Here is a 19,177-nt window from a genome sequence, read left to right as displayed (position 1 = left end):
GTGCTTACTTGGGTTTCTTTTTGTCGCGGCGGTAATCGGTCTTGTTGCGGTCGCGGGACTTGCTCTTCTGGCTCCGCCGCACATCGCCAGGTTGCTTGAATCCCTTGCCGCGTCCGCCTTCGAGACCTCCAAAGGCACTGTCGGTGCCGATCTTGAGCCCGCCCGTTGCCTTGGCGCGTCCGACCGCGCGCGATTCGGGGTCGGCGATCAGCAGCTCGAGTTGACGTTTGGAGAGATCGATCGAGCCGATCGCAACCTGCACCGAGTCGCCCATGTTGAACGATCGCCCGCTCTTGGCATCGACAAGCGCACCAGACTTGGTGTCGATGCGCCAGCTTGGCGGCGCGTTCGAGCGTGTCACGTCACCGGGGAGATCCTCGCGTTTGATCAGCCCATCGGCCAGATACTTGTCGATCTGTACGAACACGCCGCGAGGCGACACGCCCGTCACGACGCCGCTGAACACTTCGCCGATCTTCTCGGACAAGAGCTGGAGGACGAGGAACTGCCGCAGATCGCGTTCTGCGTCGGCCGCGTTGACTTCGGTCGTTGAGCAATGGTGCCCGATGGTGACGAGGGTCGGCTGATCGGGGAGTTCATCGCGAAGGCGTGCGCCGAGCGAGGCCTTTTGACTTTCAGACTGCGGACGGTTTCGGCCGTTATCTGTGCGTTCGAGATAGGCTGCGAGTGCCCGATGCACCGTGAGATCGGGATAGCGCCGGATCGGACTCGTGAAGTGCGCGTAGGCACCGCTGGCCAGCGCGAAGTGTCCGACTGATGCGGGTGAGTAGGCCGCCTTGGTCAGCGTGCGGAGCACCGCCATGTGGACTGCGCGTGCTGCGGGGGTGCCGCGCGTTGCGTCGAGCAGGGATTGCATTTCTTCACGACTGGGGCTCTTGGGAATCGTGAATCCTGCGACGCGGGCAGCTTTTTGCAGGTGATCGACATCAGTCGGTGTCGGATCAGGGTGAATGCGCCGCAGGAGCGGCACGTTCAGGTTGTCGAAGAGACGCGCGAGGACTTCATTGGCCTCGACCATGAACATTTCGATGAGCGTGTGCGTGTAGGCGTCGTCCTCGCGCTCGGCGTCGATGACCTTGCCATTCTCGTCGAAGATCAGCACAACATCAGGAAGTTCGAGGTGAATCATGCCCTGCCGGTGGCGACGGGCCTGAATCTGGAGAGCCAGCTGGTTCATTTCGTGCAGTGCTTCGAGCAGTTGAGGCGTGTAGTTGGGTTCAGTTTTGGCGTGCTTTTTCGCCTCTTCTTCGTTGCCATCGATCAGGGCTTGCGCTTCGAGATAGGTCAAACGCTTTGCCGATTGGATCAGCGAGGCTGCGACACCTTCCGAGCGGATGTTGCCGCGCGCGTCGTATCGCATGTACGCGGTCTTGGTGTAGCGGGGCACGCCTTCCTGCAGCGAGCAGATGCCATTGCTGAGGATCTCGGGCAGCATGGGAATGACGAGTCGGGGGAGGTACACGCTGTTGCCGCGTTCTGCGGCTTCGAGATCGAGGGCTGAGCCTTGCTCGACAAAGTGCGCAACATCCGCGATGTGAATGCCCAGTTCCCATCCGCCCCCTTTGTCGGCGGGGATGCGGCGAATGCTGATGGCGTCGTCGTAGTCCTTGGCGTCCGGGGGGTCGATGGTGATGATGAACTCGCGTGCCGAGGCTTCCGAACGCCCGGTTACGTCGTTGCGCCCTTGAAGCGCATGCGGGCCTTGACGCTCCCACTCGGCGATCTCGGCGTCGTATTTAGCGGTCGCGGCGCGCGCCTCGGAGAGACAAGCCTCGGGAAACTCACCGGGCAGGTCGTACGCGGCAATGACGGCAGCGGTCTCGATATCGGGCCGACCGGCTTCACCGAGCACTTTGACGATCACGCCCTCGGCGAGCATGCCGTCTTCGGGATAGTCGATGATTTCGAGGATGACCTTGTCGCCGGGCTTGACGTTCTTGCTCGAAGCATCGCGGACGATGATCGGTTCTGTGAGGTTTCGCCCATCGGGATACGCGAGCCAGCGGTCGCCCTGTCGCACCATTTCGCCGGTGAAGTTGGAGCGTTTGCGTTTGACGATCTCGACGACCTGCCCGCGAAACTGTTTGCCTGTGTCGCCAGCGAAGCGTTCTCGCTTGCGGTCGCGGACGTACTCGATGCGAACAGTGTCGCCCGAGAGCGCGCCCTGCGTGGCTTCGGGGGGCACGAAGATGTCGCCTTCGCGGACGGGGATTTCGGGCGTGACAAACCCGAAGCCCTTGGCGTTGGCTTTGAATGTGCCTGTCAGTTCGCCGCGATCGGGCAGCGACGCGAGTTGCACCGTGCCGTCGGATTCGACCTGAAGAACCCCCTCAGCCACAAGCTCATCGATGCCTTCGAGAAACTCGGGCTCGTTGTCGGCGCCGAGTTCGACAGCCAGGGCGTGCTTGTCCTTGGGCTCGTACCCATCGTGGGCAAGGTGGGCAAGAAGACGTGATCGGTAGCGCAGAGGCATATGTTCTCCGCGCCTCGCATGGTGTCACATGGAGGCGGCATATAGGGGAAGGGCGTTACGGAACCCGATGGGCGCGTAGTTCAGGTGTGCTTGCGTCTTGGTGAGGCTCGCGGTCGAGTCCTGCTGGCCCATGAGCGCCATTCCTTCGTCGAAGGGGAGGAAGTTGCCAAGCCCGACCATGGTGGCCATGCGGGCTTTCATTGCCATGAGTTCACCGGGCAGACCGATGGCTTCGAGTCGAGGACCGACATTGGGCAGCGCGTCGCGCAGTGTTGTGAGAAACGCGCGCCAGTCGAGCGGCGAGCCGCCGACAAGCGGGTAGATCTCGCCGACGGTTGTCGGGCGCTCGAGCGCGTCACAGAAAGCACGGGCAACGTCCAGAACATACACAGGATCAATCGTGGGCGTGACAACAGCCGAGCCAGCAGGCCCGCGTTCACGCCGTGAGAAGTACGGAAGGAAGATGTGAGGCGGCGCCGCGCTGCGACACCATTTGGCTGCCATTCGCATGAACTCGCCCTGAGCCCCGTGGATCAGCCCGGGTCTGAAAATGGTCCAGTCAAGCCCGCTCGCCCGAACCAGAGTTTCGGCTGCGAACTTGCTGCGTTGATACTCGGCCCGGCTGAGGGGCGAAGCGCCCAGGGCGGACATGTGCACATAGCGAGAAACCCCGGCGTGCGCGCACGCTTCGAGCATGTGTCGCGTGGCGCCGACATGGATGCGTTCGAAGGTTTGCCGACCCACTGGGCGGATGATGCCCACGAGGTGGATGCAGGCCTGTGCAGGCGCGACGAGATCGCAGCATGCTGAAGCGTCGCCGACTTCGCCGACGACGACTTCGAGATTGGATCGTTGCGGAAGCACAGCGATGGCCTTGGCTCGGTCTCGTGCCAGAGCACGCACGGCGTACCCGCGTGCCAGAAGTTCATCAACTATGAATCGGCCGACAAAGCCGGTGGCACCAGTGACCGCTACGTTCTTGATCGTCATCCGTCAGATTCCTTTCAGCAACTCGAAGAGTAGGGGACCTGGGCTCTCAACGAGCGCCAGCCACCTATCGTCCGTTGCATGGGGCTTGCCTGCCAGAGTATCGATTTCGGGTATGATGCGCCAGTGCTCAGAAGCGTCAGCGCTCGGTTTGAGCCGGGGCGCGTGGCTGTGATTATTGGGCCCAACGGGTGTGGCAAAACCAGCCTTCTGCGGATCCTGCTCGGGCTGGTCACGCCTCGCAACGGCACATGCACGCATGACGGTGTGGAAGTCGCACGTCTTGCTGCTCGCGAAAGGGCAGTTCGGCTTGCGTATGTGCCGCATCGTCCAGCGATCGAGTATGCCTATACGGTGCGTGAGTTTGTCGGGCTGAGCGGGCGCGCGCCGAGTGTTGAAGCCGTCGCGGGGGCGATTGAATCCATGGAGCTTGAGTCGCTTGCCGATCGGCCAATGTGCACCGTGTCGGCCGGTCAGGCGCAGCGGGCATCGATCGCCCGGGGGCTGGCGCAGATCGAGTCGGCCAACCCTGCGGGGGCATTTCTGCTGGCTGACGAACCCAACAACGCGCTCGACCCGAGGCATGTGGCATCGCTCGTGCACACCGTCCGCAGCCTCGCGAGCCGAGGGGTCGGCGTTGTGCTTACGTTGCACGACCTGACGCTCGCATCGCAGATTGCTGACGATGTGCTGGTGCTTTCATATCGAGGCCAGGTCACCGCCAGTGGCCCCGGTGCGAGCGTTCTGACGCCTGCGATCCTTGAATCCGTGTTCGAGAGCCCGTTCGACATCGCGGACTCAGGCGGGCAGCCGGTGTTGATCGCCCGGGCGGGGGCCGGTCGGGCGACCTGAGAGGCGTTATACTGATCGAGCCAGAATGAGACAATGGATTCTCAACAACCTGCAACTGCTGATGATCCTCGCGTTCGTGGGGTTCAGCGCGTTTTCGTGGCTGATGCGGAAACTTGCCGAAAAAGCCCAGGAGCGGCGGGTCGAACAGCAACGCGAACGGCAACGGTTCGAGGCACTTCGCACCGGGCGTATCGAACCGGCACCCGCACCGCAGGCAGCCGAGACACCTGCTCAGCGCCTCGCAAAGATCGCCGCTCGGCGCGAGGAAATGCGAATTCGGGTTCAGGAGGGAGCCGCGGCTCCGCAGCCTAGAACTGTGTCAACGACGAGCGGTCCGGTTTCGGGCCAGCGAGGCGCCACGATGTCGGTGCCCACCCGACAGGTCGAATCAAACGATGCTTCGCAACAGTCTGCCCAGGTGCGGCTCGAAGAGATTCAGGCCCGCCGCCGCGCCGAGATCGCACGCCAGCAGAGTCAGGGTCGCCACCTTCAACAGCAGCAACAGCAGCAGCAAGCTCTGCAACAACAGCAACAGCAGCGTGAGTTGGCCAAGGTGCTCGAACAGCAGCGGCAGCACGCTCTCGCCGAGCAGAAAGCGCGTGGCGGCACTCGCCAGAGCAGATCCGAGCGAGCCCGGCCTCGCGACACACTGATCACGCCGCCTCCTGAAGACACTTCAAGCACCTCGATCGAACTGACTGAAATTATCGACGTTCACAAGCACATGCGAGCCGAGCACGCTGCCGCGTTCGATCAGCCTCAGACTCAGGTCTCTCGCGTGTCCGCGCGCATGACGCGGCAGAATCTGAGGCAGGCCATTGTTCTCAATGAGGTGCTCGGGCCTCCGATCGCCCTTCGCAACACCGAGGAAGCGCAGTGATCGCGCTGGATAGTTCGGGCACACGCATGAACAGAACCTTCACCATCATCATCGTGTTGTCCTTAGGGGTCGGGCTTTGCGCTTGCGAAGCCCTTGAGTCGGCGCGGGGCGCACAGAGTCTGATTCAGATCGTGCAAGGCCCGACACCAACCGAGGCGACTGAGTGGGCACTCGACCCGTACAGCCCCAACAATCGCTACCGTGGCACGATGTACCTCGTGCATCAGTCGTGGGCGGGCGCGCCCGAGTACCTTCAACTCTATGTTGATGCAGTAGCCGATGCCGATGCGGGTGTGCGGGCAGCGGGCGTTCGCGGGCTTGCACTCCATGGCGATCCGTCGCATGTGCCGTTGCTCGTTTCTGCACTGACAGACCCGGACTCGATTGTCCGAACGGACGCTGCTCGGGCGCTTCAGCGCATCCACAATCCCGTAGCCATCGGACCGCTGATCAACGCGATTCAGATCGCTCGCGAGGCAAGCGAACTGGTGCGAACCGAGGCGGCACACGCCTTGGGGCAATATGCAGAACGACGTGTCATCGATGCGCTGATTGCAGTCTTTGACGACCCATCCCTGGCCGTCAACGAAGCGACCCGCAGTTCCCTCCGCACCTTGACCGGGCAGGACTTCGAGTACGACATCCGCGCCTGGGTCGAATGGACCAGTGATAACCCCAACGTGTTCGAAGCCCGCAGTGCGTACACATATCCGGCCTTCTGGCGCGATAAGCGACTGATCGAGTGGCTTCCATTCATGCCACAAGCCCCGAACGAATCGGCGTCGTATCCGGTTGGAAGTTCTCCGACGATTCCCTGAAAATTCGAGGCTCGGTATTGCGGCTGGACCGGCAAGTGAGCCGATAAGCAGGCGGACAGACAACCTCCGGAGGGTATCTCGTGCGCGCGGTGTGGTTCGATGGCAAACAGGTGACCCTCAGGACCGATCTGGCCGCGCCAGAGGCCTTGCCCGGCGAAGCCCTCGTTCGGCCCACACTGGCCACCATCGACGCTACCGATCTGGCGGTGATCGATGCCCCCATGCCATTTGTCGGTGTGCTTGGGCATCAGTTCGTCGGCGTCGTCGAGCGTGTACATCCGAGCGACGCGGGAGCACAACTGATCGAGGGACGGCGCGTCGTCGGTGCTATCAACATCGTGCCGGCTGCAGATCCGCTCGCTCGACGCGGCCTGGGTCAGCACGCACCGCAGCGCGAAATCCTCGGCATCCTCGGGCGCAGTGGCGTGCTGGCCGAGCGGTTCACATTGCCGATTGCCAACCTCGTGCCCGTGCCTGACGCTGTGACTGACGAGCAGGCCGTGCTGACCGAGCCACTGGCTTCGGCTCTGCACGCATCGCGCGTCACACATATCGAAGGCAAGCCTTTCGTCACGATCATCGGCGACGATGTGATCGCTCTGCTGGCAGCGCAGATCATGACGAAACTCAACGCATCTGTTCGCCTCATCGGTCGCAACCTCGCGCGCCTGGCGCTGTGCGACAAATGGCAGATCAAGCATCGACCCATCGCCGAAGTCGGGCTTCGGGCCGATCAGGACATTGTGATCGAGTGTACCGGAGAGCCTGCACATGTCGAGATTGCCATGCACATGGCGCGTCCGCGCGGCCGTGTGGTCCTGCGATCGCGCATCATGCCGACGCCCGCGAGCAAGCCCGCAGCCGCCGGTCCCGATCTGACCGCTGTGGTGCACAAAGAACTCGAACTCATAGGAGCCCGCTGCGGCAACATGAGCGAGGCGCTCGCACTGCTCTTGCGCCAGCCGATCGACACGAACTCTCTCATCTCGAAGCGTTTCCGCTTCGACGACGCGATTGCAGCGTTTCGCGCAGCCCGCGAACCTGACGCTGTGTGCGTTGTGATCGAGTTCTGACCTCTTCCGAAGTCTGCCACGAGCAAGCCAGCACCGGACTCTGACGCCATGCTACCAGAGCACACGCGTCCGGATCGTTTCAGGCATTTCCCGAATGCGACGGGTAAGTTCCTGTCTGTCACTGGGGGCTACGTCGAGCACCACATATCCGATGTGCGCATCAGTCTGAAGGTACTCGCCGGTGATGTTGATGCCAAGTTCGGCAATCACCGTGTGCAGCGTACGCAAAACGCCCGGCTCATTGCGGTGAAAGTGCAGAATGCGATGCGATCGCGGTGATTCCGGGCCGCTTGCGCCCTCGCGCGGTTGTTCGGGCAGATCCACGCGAGGCACATTCACTGCTCCGTTCGTCGAGCCCACATTGATGAACCGGATCATCTTCGCCGACACTTCCTCAGCGATTCCCGCTTGTGCCTCGATCGTGCTGCCACCGATGTGCGGGCTGAGGATCACATTGCCCAGCCCCTGCAGTTCCGACTCGAAGCGTTCCTCGCGCGACGCGGGCTCAACCGGGAAGACATCCAGAGCCGCCCCAGCCAGATGACCCGAACGCAGCGCTTCAGCCAAGGCACCGATCTCGACGACCGACCCACGCGCATTGTTGATGATAAAACTCCCGGGCTTGACCAGTTTCAGTTTCGCGCGGTCGATCAGGTTCTTTGTCGAAGGTGTCGCAGGCACATGCAGCGTCACCACGTCGGCAATCGAAAGCAGTTCATCAAGCGAGCCAAGCGGGCGCGCGTTGCCCAGAGGCAACTTCGACTCTGTGTCGTAATACACCACCCTCATGCCCAAAGCCTCAGCCAGCACCGACACCTGAGAACCGATGTGCCCATACCCGACGATGCCCAGCGTGCGGCCTCTCACCTCGTGCGCACCGGCGGCCGACTTCTCCCACACTCCACGGTGCAGCGCGCTGGAACGATCGAACAGATGCCGATGCAACGCGATGATTTCAGCAATCGTCAATTCCGCAACGCTTCGCGTGTTGTTGAATGGGGCATTGAAGACCGGAATCCCCGACAGCGCGGCGGCTTCAAGATCCACCTGATTCGTCCCGATGCAGTAGCATCCAACCGCCAGCAGTCTTGGCGCTTGTTCCAGAATCTCTCGTGTGACGCTGGTCTTCGAGCGAATGCCGAGAATATGTGCGTCGGCAGCCAATGTCGCCAGTTCATCAGCATTCGGCGCATGCTTGAGGGCCGTGACCGAGAATCCTTCCGCTGCGAACAGGTCATGCCCGCGCTTGTGAACGCCCTCGACGAGCACAACTCGAATCTGGTTTTTGGGAAAGGATGTGATCTGCGTCACCGCCGACTCCACATGGAAGAACTCATGGTACGTCCGGGGAAATCTGTACAACACCCTGCCACCACAGCGCCCCGAGCACGACGCACAGCCCGATCCGGTACCACCCGAAAGGCGTCAAACCGTGCCGCGTCAGGAACGCCACAAGCCAGCGCACCGCCAGCATGGCCGAAACCGTTGCGACAAGCATGCCCACGATGATCGGCATCACACCAATCACGTCGAACATGTTCGGGCCGTCATTGCGCATGTTCTTGTACAGCCGATACACGCACGCGCCACCCAGCGTCGGTAGACCGAGGAGAAAACTGAACTCCGCAGCCTGCTTGGGCTTGAGCCCGATCAGAACGCCTCCCGATATCGTCATCATGCTTCGGCTCATGCCGGGCCACATCGCCACGCACTGCATCAACCCGATGAACAGCGCCTGACGCCATGTCATCGCGGTCAGGTCGATTGTGCCTTCGATGTCACCATCGCTTGTGCGATGCGGCGTGATCTTCCATCGGTCGATCACCATCATGAAAATCCCGCCAAGAAACAACGCCGCCAGAACCGGCCCGGCATAAAACAGCCTCGCTTCAATGTGGTGGTTCAGCAACACACCAAGCACAGCTGCGGGCAGGAACGCAATGAAAATGTTCGCCCCGAGTTTGAGCCCTTCGCGGTCGCGTCCCAGTCCGCCACGAATCATCTGAAGCACACGCTCGCGATACAGTCCGAGAACTGCAAGAATCGCCCCGCCTTGAATCACGATGTTGAAGGCGTCGATGGCCTCCTTGTGCTCCGGTGTTCTGTCCAGGCCCATCAACGACGACGCAATAATCAGATGCCCGGTCGAACTGATAGGTAGATATTCGGTAATCCCTTCGACAACACCCAGGATCGCCGCCTGCCACCAGGAGACGAACGAAGCGCTTGCCACAATCTCGGGAGCCAATGCCATGCCTACTCCAAAGTTCGATACTGCCACGACATCGACGCAGCAAGGGGGCTGACTGTAGTGTTCGTGGCCTCGGTCCGGAGTTCATGATGCCTAACTTCATCGCCATCTCACATCTGGACGAAACCGAACTTGACCCGTACCGCAATCAGAAGGACGCATGGCTTCGCGCCAGCCACTATCCGGGTGCCGGAACCGATGCCACCCCGACTGGGCTTGCCGGTGGCCGCTTTCTTGCTGAAGGGGATTTGGTTTTCGAGCAACTGCTGGCCTCGCCATACACCATCGAATCGGTGCTCGTCTCTGAAAGCAGGATAAAAAGCCTCGAACCTCTTCTCGAACGTCTGCCCGGGCAAGTCCCGGTTTATGTCGGGCCGCCTTCGATACTCGAGGGCATCGTGGGGTTCGACATGCACCGTGGAGTGCTCGCCTGCGGGTTGCGAGGGCCCGATCGGTCTCTTGAAGCGGTGCTCGATGTATCCAAAACACTGGTAATTCTTGAGGATCTGGCCAATCACGACAACGTCGGCGGCATAGCCCGCTGCCTGCGAGCACTCGGAGGCAAGTCCCCGGGAATGTTGCTCACGCCGCGCTGTTGCGATCCGCTGTATCGTCGAGCCTTGCGTGTTTCGATCGGGCACATGCTGCATATCCCGTTTGCCCGTCTCGACTGGCCGGCCGATATCGAGCGAGTCCGAAGGGCCGGGTTTGCGATTCTGGCGCTGAGCCCGGATTCCTCAGCCACGCCGATTGATCGGGTTCCAGCCGCAGCACGAGTCTGCCTGATCGCCGGAGCCGAAGGCCCGGGCCTGTCAGGTCATGCCACTCGCCTGGCCGATCACCGCGTCAGGATCGGCATGCATCCTGCGGTAGACTCACTGAACGTCTCGGTTTCCGTTGCAATCGCTTTACACGCCCTTGGGCGGAATGATTCCAAATAAAGTGGCATTGAGGGCTTGGTAGCGGTTAGGATACAGTGGTTCGGTCCGCATCGCGGGTCACGGCTAGACGCTGCACAGGGAGAACGTGATGATGAAGACGCAATGGATGCTTCTCGCGACTTTGGGTTTGTTCGCGGGTGTCGCAATCGCTCAGCCCGTGGTTCGATCTCCCGGACACGACTTGGCACGCGAGGGCACAGGTGACCGCAGAATCGCTCTCGACCGGATGGAACTGCGACCCTTCAACCATGCCAACTGGAAGCTTCTCTCGGACTGGACCGATGGCCAAGCACTCGATGCGGCCAATACGCGCGGCAAAGTCGTACTCATTTACACCTTCACCAACTACCTGCCCACCTCGCTGCGCCCGCTCGCGACAGTCACGCGCCTTCAGGAGCGTTTCGGGAACGACCTGATCGTCATTGGCGTGCACCCAGACACTGGTTGGGCGGACACCGCCTCAGTTCTCGCTCGTCGTAACGTCACCATTCCGTACGCCCGTGACGCCAAGGGCGCGTTTCGCAGCGCCTTGCTGATCGATGAGGATCCGGATTTTTACATTATCGATCGCGCGGGGCAGATGCGGTTTGCCGATCTTGACACCGCAGCCGTCACTCGTGCAGTCGAAATACTCGTCGCCGAGACTGAAGAGCAGTCGCGCAACATGTCTGCAACCTTGCGCGACCAGCAGGCCGAGGCCGATCGGCAGTTCGCCCGTCCGCAGGACATCCGCAAGGAAGTCGTTCTTTCGGACATCCCCGAGTTACCTTTCCTTGTGCCATCAGCCGAAGAGTTCGCTCAGGTCAAGTGGCCCAAGACCGAGCCGGACGATCCGAACCGCAGGAATTTCGGGCAGCAGCCGCCCGCGCCGGGCTCGATGCCTGCTTTCGAGGATGCTGCGTACCTGCCTTCCAAGCCCGAGTTCAAGGGCCGCGCCGTTGTCGCATATTTCTTCAACCCCAAAGTCTATCGCAGTTACCAATTCCTCAATGAAGCCAACCTGCTTCAGCAAGCCCACGGGCGAGACCTGGTCGTGCTTGGCGTCATGACGTCCCAGCACAACCCCAACGACCGTTGGCAGGCGAACCCCGCTCCTCCAGTTACAGCCGAACAGTGGATCGAGGACCTGACCGGCTTCGTCAGGACACGCACGCCCAAGCATTGGATCGTTTCCGATTTCACCAACCAGTTCTCAGCCGCACTCGTCTCCGGGCAGCAATATGGCGCACAAACCAACGTCCTCGACGGCGCACAAAGCCCCTATGTCGCGGTGATCAGTTCCGATGGTGTCATTCGCTGGCACGGCCCGGCATCGAGCCGATGGTTCAAGTTCACACTCGATGAAGTTCTCAGACTTGATCCCGGTGTGCGAGCCCGACGCGCAGTCGAAGAGGAATACCGCCGCGCCTTGCGCGACCAGATATCCGCACCGGTGCCTGTCATCGACGAAGAAGGGGATGAATGATGTTCATGCTTGCCGCGACCCTGCTGGGTGCATCTCTCGCCATCGCGCAGCCTCTGGACGACTCTCGCCTCCGTCGCGAAGGTGACCAAGTGAGGCGCGCTCAACTCGACGCTGCTGAACTCCAGCCCTTCGACGCCGGGCTCCTGTCGCATTTGACCGATTGGCGCAATGGCGAATCACTCAAGCCGACGGATCTTGAGGACAAGGTCGTACTCATTGTCTTCTGGAACAACACCGAACCCGCATCCGTCCGCGCAGTGGCTCCGACTCTCAAGCGCATCGAAACAACCCATGCAGGCAAGGGGCTCATTACACTGGCGGTTCACACACAAGAGCATTGGGACGGCGCCCAGCAGCGGCTTGATTCCGACCTCTTCTCAACTCTCATCGCTCATGACGTGACCGGCGCCTTTGCCGCTGCGCTTCAGGCAGATGGCCTTCCCGATACCTACATCATCGATCGCGCGGGTCAACTCCGCTTTGCCGACCTTGACGAACGCGATTCTCCGGGCGCGGTTCGAGCTTTGATCGCCGAGACGCGAGAGGCTGCGCTCGAAGCCTCATCCCGGCGTGAGCAGGCGCGGCAGGCACAAGCCGAAAGGGACCGCCGTGAACAGGAACGCAGCGCACGGCGAAGCCAGACAAGCCAGGAACCGCAAACCGCGCGTCCTGATGCCGCACAGTTTGCCAGCGCAACCTGGCCCAAGCACAATGTCGCCGAGAAACTCGCTGGCGCCCGAGATCTTCAGTCGCAACCTCTGCCCGTTCAGCTCGGGGCTGAAGTGTGGCTGACGCCCAAGCCCAAGACGCTCGAAGGCCAGGTGCAACTGCTGGACTTCTGGGCGACATGGTGCGGCCCGTGCATCAAGGCTTCACCGATGCTCGAGTCGCTTCAGAAACGTTTCGCCGACGATTTGGCAGTCATCGCTGTTTCGGGACAGGGCGAAAACGAAGCCAAGGTCCGCGAGTACCTGCGAGGGAAGAAACCAGGCTACCACTACGTCCACGACGACAAGCAGACCGTCTATCGAGCCTTCTCGCCCCGCGGCATCCCTCATGTCGTGATCATCAGCAGCGATGGCGTCGTCCGCTGGCAAGGCAATCCGCATGAGCCGACATTCCAGTCAATCGTCACACAGATCGTCAATGCTGATCCATGGGTGGCAGCTCGTCGCAAAGCCCGCGAATGACGCTTTCGCCTCCGTTGCAATCTTTTCTTGATCCCTCGAGCAGCCCGCTGTTCAACATCGTGCTGCACGAGCCCGAGATTCCAAACAACACCGGCAACATCGGGCGGACCTGCGTGGCCACCCGCTCGGCCTTGCACCTGATTCATCCGCTCGGGTTCGAACTCTCCGAGAAAGCCTGCCGGCGCGCCGGGCTCGATTACTGGCCACGCCTCGATCTACACGAGCACGCCACATTCGATGATTTCCTGAACAATACCCAAGTATCGCCGAATCGACTCTGGCTCCTCACGACACGGACCGATCGATGTGTCTTTGATGTCTCATTCCAGCGCGGGGACTACCTCGTGTTCGGTCGCGAATCGCGCGGCCTGCCTCTGGACCTGATCGATCGATATTCGAACCGATGTATCGGGCTTCCCATGGTGCCCGGTGAACGTTCACTCAATCTGGCTTCGGTCGTCGCGAGTACGGTGTACGTTGGTATGTATCAGCTACTTGCAAGGAATGAGTTAGGTATTGGTCCGGAAAATCACTAGAGATAAGCACGAACTAAATTCGAACATAGCGCAGATTTTGCATGAAATCGAACAATCGCGCGTCTGCGGGCGTACAGAAGGGTGAATAAGTGACGAATTGCAATCTCTCCTCCTCTCTCCATCAGTGTGCCGCTCCGCTACCGGGGCGGTACACTGTTTTTGTGAAATGCATTCCTGAACGATCGACTGCTGTGCGTGTAGTGGGCTTCATTGTGGTCGCGGTGTTGCTGTGCGCTTCGGCCACGGGTTGCCGCAAGCCGCTGCTGACCAGCGACGAGGACCGAAGCCAGTTTCACCGGTACGACCGGGTGCGCGATCAGGATGATCCGTCGTTCCTGATGGACGAGTTTGGCAGGCGCCGGCCGAACCTGCGCGGGCGCCTGATCACGCGCGATTGAAAAAATTTTCGGGCTACCGAATTGTGCATCGTGGTCCCATATCTTGTGGATGCGCGCACTTCATGTTCATTTCATAGAGGTCTTGCCCGGCAACATGTGGTAGAATCAAGACCGTGAACCGTGGCAGACTCTGCGTTTTCTGCCGACGTGACGCAATTTGTGCCGAAAAAAGAGAGTCGTGTTTATCAGCCTCGGGTGAATTTCAGTCGAAGAGAGCAGCAGCATGTCACGTTCCTCTCGCAGCAAGCAAAAATCTTCGCGTCGGACCAGGGTGGTCTGGGGTGCGCTCGCTGCGTCGATGTCTGCAGTGACGGGCCTGTTGTTCCTTCTCGGGCAGGGCAAGGCGCCGTCGCTCGGGGGGCTGACTCTGTCGCCGATGGTTGCGGTGGCCGGGGGATCTTCGGTCGAGTCGATCTTCCGAACGCGGACTGAGGTCGAGCCGCAGCGCTGGGACGCAATTGTGATTCATCACAGCGCTTCGCCGTTCGGTTCACCCAAGTCGATCGAGGAAGAGCACCGCCGGGGCAACCTGCTCGGGCTTGGTTATCACTTCGTGATTGGCAACGGATCGGGCATGGGCGAAGGCGATATTCATGTCGGGTATCGCTGGTTGGACCAGTTGGCCGGCGCGCACGCCATCGGCCCGGACGCCGAGATGTACAACCGTCGGGCAATCGGCATCTGTGTCGTCGGCGACGGCAACCGCCGTGCATTCCCCGATCTTCAGGTGCGCCGGCTTGCGCAACTCGTCGCAGCACTCTCGCGCGAGCTGAACATCCCGCCCGACCGCATTTTGCTCCAGAAGGACATCGCTGAGTCGTCGAGTCCGGGGCGGTACTTCCCCGAGGCCGCGTTCAGGCAGTACCTTGAAGGCATGCGCTAAGTCCGGCCCCCGCCCTTTCCAGGTGCGAACCGTTCTGCCAAACTCCAATCCCCCGGCGCACGTCTGCAACCTTTTGTGCCTTGGCGCGCTAATATGGCGGCATCTGCGTCGTTGACTCTCGTAGCATCGGGTCAATGTCGGGTGGTTGTGCGGCAACATCCTCGATGTGTCCGATTTGATTGGTGAGCGTTTGGATCACAGGAGTGGATCGAGACTCATGAGCGAAGGCCCGCAACCGAAGCAGAAAGGTGATCTCATCGAGGGCTACCGCGTCATGTCCGAAATCGGACGCGGTGCAGCATCGATCATTTACCTCGTCCAGGACGTCAAGAACAAGCAGGTCTGGGCTCTCAAGCACGTCGAGAAGTCCAACCCAAAGGACCAGCGTTTTCTCGATCAGGCCGAAGCCGAGTACAAAATCGCCCAGGAGCTTGATCATCCGAGCGTCCGGGCCATCCCCAAACTCATCAAGAAGAAAGGCTCACTTCTTTCGGTCAAAGAGTTGTTCCTCATCATGGAACTGGTCGACGGGCAGAGCCTCGAAGTTCATCCGCCGAAGACTTTTGAAGAGGCAGTCAACATCTTCAAGCAGACCGCTCGGGGTCTGGCCCACATGCACAGCCGCGGGTTTGTGCACGCGGACATGAAGCCGAACAACATCGTCGTTTCCGATCAGGGCGAAGCCAAGATCATCGACCTTGGGCAGTCCTGTCGTGCGGGAACGATCAAGGAACGTATTCAGGGCACTCCCGACTACATCGCTCCCGAGCAGGTGCATCGCCGCGAGATTACAGCCAAGACCGACATCTATAACCTCGGCGCGACAATGTACTGGACGCTGACGCGGCGTCACATCCCGACGGCGCTGGCCAAGGGAAACTCGCTGGTCGGGTCGCTCGATGACAACCTGATCGAGAAGCCCAAGCCGGCCATCGAGATCAACTCGCGGATTCAACCCAAACTCAACGAACTCATCATGCAGTGCGTCGAGGTAAACCCCGAGAAGCGCCCGCCTGACATGCAGTTTGTGGCCGACCGACTTGAACTCATCCTTGGCATTCTTCTGGCGAGCAACGACCGCAACTCGTCGGGTTCAGACATGCCATCCGTTTCGGAGGGCTGATCGATTTCCCGCTTCGCTTCGATCGACCTGCGGGATCCTCAGGCCGTCCGCCGGGCACTGCTCGACGGGGCGAGCGCGAATCGTGACGCCGCGTGCCGATGCCGATCCATCGACGTGATTTCCGCTCCGGGGCGTCTGATCGCGACCGGCGACCTGCACGACAATCCGCTGCATTTCATGCGCCTGATCGAAGCCTCAGGCATGAACTCCGAACGCCCGCCCGCCCACCTGACGCTTCACGAAATCATCCACCCCGATCAACTCCTGGGCGAAGTGGACTTCAGCTATCGCGCCCTGACGCGTGTGGCTCAACTCAAAGCCGACTTCCCCGAACACGTCCATACTCTTCTGGCCAACCACGAACTGGCGCAGATCGTCGGCTCCGGCATCGTCAAAAACGGCATACGCGTCGTCGAAGCTTTCAACGACGGCATCAGACACACCTTCGGCGATGAAGCTGAAGACGTTATCGGGGCCATCAACGAGTTTGTCCGCTCGATGCCGCTCGCCTTGCGATGTCACACCACGCGCGGCGACATTCTCTGCGCCCACAGCCTGCCGGGGACCGCTGTTATGGGCCGATTCGACGCCACCATTCTCGAACGCGATCTCACCCCCGACGACTACGAACCCCGCAAAGGCTCAGCCCACGTCATGGTCTGGGGCCGAAGTTACGACGCTGAGCAACTTGAAGACCTTGTCGAACGGTGGGGGATCACAATGTTCATCCTCGGGCACCAGTATGCCCCCAGCGGCATCGAACTGGTCCCGCCCAACGCGATCATTCTCAACAGCGACCACGATCGCGGGAAGTACCTCGATATTGACCTGTCGAACCCCCCGACGCCCGAACAGTGCCTCTGGCAAGCGCGTTCCCTGGCCTTGTCGCTGGATTGATCGCCCGCAGACCTCGGCTGCCTCGTTCGCGTGGAGAGGCGTTACAACCGTCACAAACCGACCTCGCTGCGACTCTCGAACCGGTTGACAGTGGGAACCCCCCTCCGCAGCGGTCGATGGTGAGATGTGGTGTCGTGCGCCCGGTCCATCATTGCAATGCTCGCAGCCTTCGTGCTCGCTGCATCGACCGTGCGCGCTGAAATGACCGATCCTTTCGCCCAGGTTGGCCAGATGATTCAGGCCGGCGATCTTGCTCGCGCCGACCGCACGCTGCGGCGGCTGGCCGATGATGATCGATATCGTCTTCGCGCTGCTCAGACGCTGCATCAACTGCATCAACGCCGCGACTTCACGCTCCCGCCCGATGAGCGCGCCATCGAACGAGCGATGGCTCGCGTCGGCACGCGCATGCACCGCTACGAGAGCGCGAACTTCGTCGTCCTGTCCGATTGCGATGCCGCCTGGACGCGATCAAAGATCTCTCTCCTTGAACGCACGCGCCATCAATACCTGCGATTCGTCGATCAGATCGGCATGCCGATCCTCCCGTCCGAGTTCAAGCTCCTGTGCGTGATGTTCAGCGATCACGATCAATACTCGCAGTTCGCGTCCAACGAGGACAAAGTCAATGCCCCCTGGGCTGGCGGATACTTCGCGACGCAAGCCAACAGGGTCGTGCTTTTCGATGATCGCCAATCGCCAGCCATCCGACAGGCGCACGCACGACTTGACGCACACGAGACGCAGGTCGCCGAGACGCGTGAGCGAGCCAAGGCCGCGCAGAACTCAGGATGGACCGCCATGGCCGACGCCCTGACCGAGGCCGCAGACCGACTCGAAGCCGATGTCGCCGCCGGGCGTTTGCGCCTCGATGAGCACGCCGAGCGACTGGCCAGCGCCAAGACGATTCACGAAGCCGTCCACCTGCTGGCCTACAACACACGCCTCCAGAGTCTGGGCAAGGTCTATCCCTTCTGGGTCAGCGAAGGGTTGGCGACCGCGTTCGAGACGGCACAACCCGAGCACGCTTTTGGCCCGAGACACCAGTACCACGAGCGTGAAGACTCGTTCGACCGCCTCGTGCGCGAAGGTCGGGCGCTCCCGCTGCGACAGGTCGTTTCGGTTCCTGCCGGGCTCGAAGGCGCGGATGAACTCGGCGATGCCATCTACAGCCAGAGTTACATCCTTTTCACACATCTGGCTCGCACATCGCCCGATGCTCTGCGCCGCTATCTCGAAGAACTCAACAGCGCACCCAGTCGCCAGTTCGACCCGCAGTTTCATGTCGCGCTCTTCGAGAAGCACTTCGGGCGTATCGCCGCTCTCGAACGCACACTCACCCGGGGTCGTGGCACGGCAGGGGTTGCATCCGGGCAACCCTGATCCAACTTCCCAATCGCTGGCACCACTCGCCCGAGTTCAATTCCCGGCGTAGCCTCTTGCCATCACCAGGAGGTTGCGTCCCATGTCGTCTCGCCCATCGCATGCCATGCTGCTCATCGCCCTGCTTGCCGGTACCGCAACCGCACAGGACGCCGTCGAAGCTCCGACCGAGACCAAGCAATCTCCGCTCAGCGTCGCACTGACGCTCAGTGGATCGCACGCCGGCAAAGCCGATTTCGATGACGCCACCGGCAGCCTCTCCATCACGCGACTCGGTGCTGCTCTGGGCATCGGATACAAACTCTCAGACAAAGCTTCCCTTCAGATTGGCATGAGTGCCGAACACTCGCACTACGACTTTTCGAGTTCAACCAATCTCATCGCGGGCACCAGCGAGCCTTTCGACGACATTCTCATCGCACGCTTCTCAGCCGGGCTGGACTTCGCAATCGATGACTCACGCTCGTGGTTCGTCAACGGCTTCATCACCTCCTCTGGCGAAAGCGGGGCCGACTTCGACGACACGATCACCGGCGGGGGAATGGTCGGATACGTTCACACCTTCAACGAGAAACTCACGCTCGGCGTCGGCGTTATCGGCTCCTCACGCCTCGAAGACGACTTTCTTGTCTTCCCTGTCCCCATCATCCGCTGGCAGGTCGCCGAGAAACTCGTCCTCGCGACCGGGCAGGGAGCATCGGTCAGCCTGACGTATCAGCCTTCGCAAACCTGGGCGGTCGGGGTCGAAGGCGGGTGGGAGCGCCGCGAGTTCCGCCTCGACAAGGATGGCCCGGTGCCCTCAGGCATCGCGCTGGATTCGCGCATCCCGCTGGGAGTTTTTGCGCGATTCACACCGAATCAGAACTTCATCATCGGCGGGCGCGTCGGTGCGCACCTCGGCTCGAACCTCGAGATCAGCAACGCCCAAGGCCGAAAAATCGTCGAAGACGATCTCGACCCTGCAATCTACTTCGGGCTCGATCTGACAGTGCGGTTCTGATAGATC

General features: G+C 61.0%; 18 protein-coding genes. 14 read left to right on the top strand and 4 right to left on the bottom strand.

Annotation, left to right across the window (positions count from 1 at the left end):
* Positions 1 to 4: 4 nt before the first annotated feature.
* Both KF757_04380 and KF757_04375 read right to left on the bottom strand, forming a co-directional pair.
* Entirely contained in the window at positions 5 to 2,494 is a 2,490-nt protein-coding gene (locus tag KF757_04380) for a VacB/RNase II family 3'-5' exoribonuclease (GenBank protein ID MBX3322208.1), read from the bottom strand.
* A gap of 24 nt (positions 2,495 to 2,518) precedes the next feature.
* Complete coding sequence (locus KF757_04375) at positions 2,519 to 3,484, bottom strand: NAD(P)H-binding protein (protein MBX3322207.1); 966 nt, start codon at positions 3,482 to 3,484, stop codon at positions 2,519 to 2,521.
* Between the two features lie 123 nt (positions 3,485 to 3,607).
* Between KF757_04375 and KF757_04370 the strand changes: the two genes are divergently transcribed.
* The 4 genes from KF757_04370 (at position 3,608) to KF757_04355 (ending at position 7,104) form a co-directional block, all read left to right on the top strand.
* Positions 3,608 to 4,333 (top strand): ABC transporter ATP-binding protein, encoded by a 726-nt coding sequence (locus tag KF757_04370; protein ID MBX3322206.1) that lies wholly within the window; start codon positions 3,608 to 3,610, stop codon positions 4,331 to 4,333.
* Between the two features lie 25 nt (positions 4,334 to 4,358).
* On the top strand, positions 4,359 to 5,213 hold the full coding sequence (locus tag KF757_04365) for a hypothetical protein (GenBank protein MBX3322205.1): 855 nt from the start codon (positions 4,359 to 4,361) through the stop codon (positions 5,211 to 5,213).
* 26 nt (positions 5,214 to 5,239) lie between these two features.
* Positions 5,240 to 6,031 carry a HEAT repeat domain-containing protein gene (locus tag KF757_04360; GenBank protein MBX3322204.1) on the top strand — a complete coding sequence of 264 codons (792 nt, stop codon included), beginning with the start codon at positions 5,240 to 5,242 and terminating at the stop codon, positions 6,029 to 6,031.
* A 110-nt stretch (positions 6,032 to 6,141) separates the two neighbouring features.
* Positions 6,142 to 7,104, top strand: a complete 963-nt coding sequence (locus tag KF757_04355) for an alcohol dehydrogenase catalytic domain-containing protein (protein MBX3322203.1) — start codon at positions 6,142 to 6,144, stop codon at positions 7,102 to 7,104.
* Positions 7,105 to 7,155: 51 nt separating this feature from the next.
* Here the strand turns inward: KF757_04355 and serA are convergent, their stop codons facing one another.
* Both serA and KF757_04345 read right to left on the bottom strand, forming a co-directional pair.
* Complete coding sequence (serA, locus tag KF757_04350; GenBank protein MBX3322202.1) at positions 7,156 to 8,415, bottom strand: phosphoglycerate dehydrogenase; 1,260 nt, start codon at positions 8,413 to 8,415, stop codon at positions 7,156 to 7,158.
* Between the two features lie 22 nt (positions 8,416 to 8,437).
* Entirely contained in the window at positions 8,438 to 9,358 is a 921-nt protein-coding gene (locus KF757_04345) for an undecaprenyl-diphosphate phosphatase (protein MBX3322201.1), read from the bottom strand.
* Between the two features lie 86 nt (positions 9,359 to 9,444).
* Here KF757_04345 and KF757_04340 point away from each other — a divergent pair, with 86 nt between their 5' ends.
* The 10 genes from KF757_04340 (at position 9,445) to KF757_04295 (ending at position 19,171) form a co-directional block, all read left to right on the top strand.
* On the top strand, positions 9,445 to 10,296 hold the full coding sequence (locus tag KF757_04340) for an RNA methyltransferase (GenBank protein ID MBX3322200.1): 852 nt from the start codon (positions 9,445 to 9,447) through the stop codon (positions 10,294 to 10,296).
* A gap of 88 nt (positions 10,297 to 10,384) precedes the next feature.
* Positions 10,385 to 11,761 carry a TlpA family protein disulfide reductase gene (locus KF757_04335; GenBank protein ID MBX3322199.1) on the top strand — a complete coding sequence of 459 codons (1,377 nt, stop codon included), beginning with the start codon at positions 10,385 to 10,387 and terminating at the stop codon, positions 11,759 to 11,761.
* Positions 11,758 to 12,951, top strand: a complete 1,194-nt coding sequence (locus tag KF757_04330; GenBank protein ID MBX3322198.1) for a redoxin family protein — start codon at positions 11,758 to 11,760, stop codon at positions 12,949 to 12,951. The genes KF757_04335 and KF757_04330 overlap by 4 nt, the downstream gene beginning before the upstream one ends.
* Positions 12,948 to 13,487: a tRNA (cytidine(34)-2'-O)-methyltransferase gene (locus tag KF757_04325; protein ID MBX3322197.1), complete on the top strand. Its 540-nt coding sequence runs from the start codon at positions 12,948 to 12,950 to the stop codon at positions 13,485 to 13,487. The genes KF757_04330 and KF757_04325 overlap by 4 nt, the downstream gene beginning before the upstream one ends.
* A 191-nt stretch (positions 13,488 to 13,678) precedes the next feature.
* A complete protein-coding gene (locus KF757_04320) occupies positions 13,679 to 13,885 on the top strand; it encodes a hypothetical protein (protein ID MBX3322196.1) in 207 nt (68 codons plus the stop codon).
* 298 nt (positions 13,886 to 14,183) lie between these two features.
* Complete coding sequence (locus KF757_04315; protein ID MBX3322195.1) at positions 14,184 to 14,768, top strand: N-acetylmuramoyl-L-alanine amidase; 585 nt, start codon at positions 14,184 to 14,186, stop codon at positions 14,766 to 14,768.
* Positions 14,769 to 14,985: 217 nt separating this feature from the next.
* Positions 14,986 to 15,891 (top strand): serine/threonine protein kinase, encoded by a 906-nt coding sequence (locus tag KF757_04310; protein ID MBX3322194.1) that lies wholly within the window; start codon positions 14,986 to 14,988, stop codon positions 15,889 to 15,891.
* Positions 15,892 to 16,005: 114 nt separating this feature from the next.
* Positions 16,006 to 16,788 carry a metallophosphoesterase gene (locus KF757_04305; protein ID MBX3322193.1) on the top strand — a complete coding sequence of 261 codons (783 nt, stop codon included), beginning with the start codon at positions 16,006 to 16,008 and terminating at the stop codon, positions 16,786 to 16,788.
* A 156-nt stretch (positions 16,789 to 16,944) separates the two neighbouring features.
* Positions 16,945 to 18,171, top strand: coding sequence for a DUF1570 domain-containing protein (locus tag KF757_04300; GenBank protein ID MBX3322192.1), 1,227 nt, complete (start codon positions 16,945 to 16,947; stop codon positions 18,169 to 18,171).
* A gap of 82 nt (positions 18,172 to 18,253) precedes the next feature.
* Entirely contained in the window at positions 18,254 to 19,171 is a 918-nt protein-coding gene (locus KF757_04295; protein ID MBX3322191.1) for a hypothetical protein, read from the top strand.
* Positions 19,172 to 19,177 lie beyond the last annotated feature (6 nt).

The organism is Phycisphaeraceae bacterium, from assembly GCA_019636795.1.
GTDB lineage: Bacteria > Planctomycetota > Phycisphaerae > Phycisphaerales > UBA1924 > JAHBWW01.
This window is presented reverse-complemented; position numbering and strand designations above follow the sequence as displayed.

Coding starts and splice junctions, on each gene's coding strand:
- KF757_04380 (MBX3322208.1), bottom strand. CDS start 2,494: ATGCCTCTGCGCTACCGATCACGTCTTCTTGCCCACCTTGCCCACGAT.
- KF757_04375 (MBX3322207.1), bottom strand. CDS start 3,484: ATGACGATCAAGAACGTAGCGGTCACTGGTGCCACCGGCTTTGTCGGC.
- KF757_04365 (MBX3322205.1), top strand. CDS start 4,359: ATGAGACAATGGATTCTCAACAACCTGCAACTGCTGATGATCCTCGCG.
- KF757_04360 (MBX3322204.1), top strand. CDS start 5,240: ATGAACAGAACCTTCACCATCATCATCGTGTTGTCCTTAGGGGTCGGG.
- KF757_04345 (MBX3322201.1), bottom strand. CDS start 9,358: ATGGCATTGGCTCCCGAGATTGTGGCAAGCGCTTCGTTCGTCTCCTGG.
- KF757_04340 (MBX3322200.1), top strand. CDS start 9,445: ATGCCTAACTTCATCGCCATCTCACATCTGGACGAAACCGAACTTGAC.
- KF757_04335 (MBX3322199.1), top strand. CDS start 10,385: ATGATGAAGACGCAATGGATGCTTCTCGCGACTTTGGGTTTGTTCGCG.
- KF757_04330 (MBX3322198.1), top strand. CDS start 11,758: ATGATGTTCATGCTTGCCGCGACCCTGCTGGGTGCATCTCTCGCCATC.
- KF757_04325 (MBX3322197.1), top strand. CDS start 12,948: ATGACGCTTTCGCCTCCGTTGCAATCTTTTCTTGATCCCTCGAGCAGC.
- KF757_04315 (MBX3322195.1), top strand. CDS start 14,184: ATGTCTGCAGTGACGGGCCTGTTGTTCCTTCTCGGGCAGGGCAAGGCG.
- KF757_04310 (MBX3322194.1), top strand. CDS start 14,986: ATGAGCGAAGGCCCGCAACCGAAGCAGAAAGGTGATCTCATCGAGGGC.
- KF757_04300 (MBX3322192.1), top strand. CDS start 16,945: ATGCTCGCAGCCTTCGTGCTCGCTGCATCGACCGTGCGCGCTGAAATG.
- KF757_04295 (MBX3322191.1), top strand. CDS start 18,254: ATGTCGTCTCGCCCATCGCATGCCATGCTGCTCATCGCCCTGCTTGCC.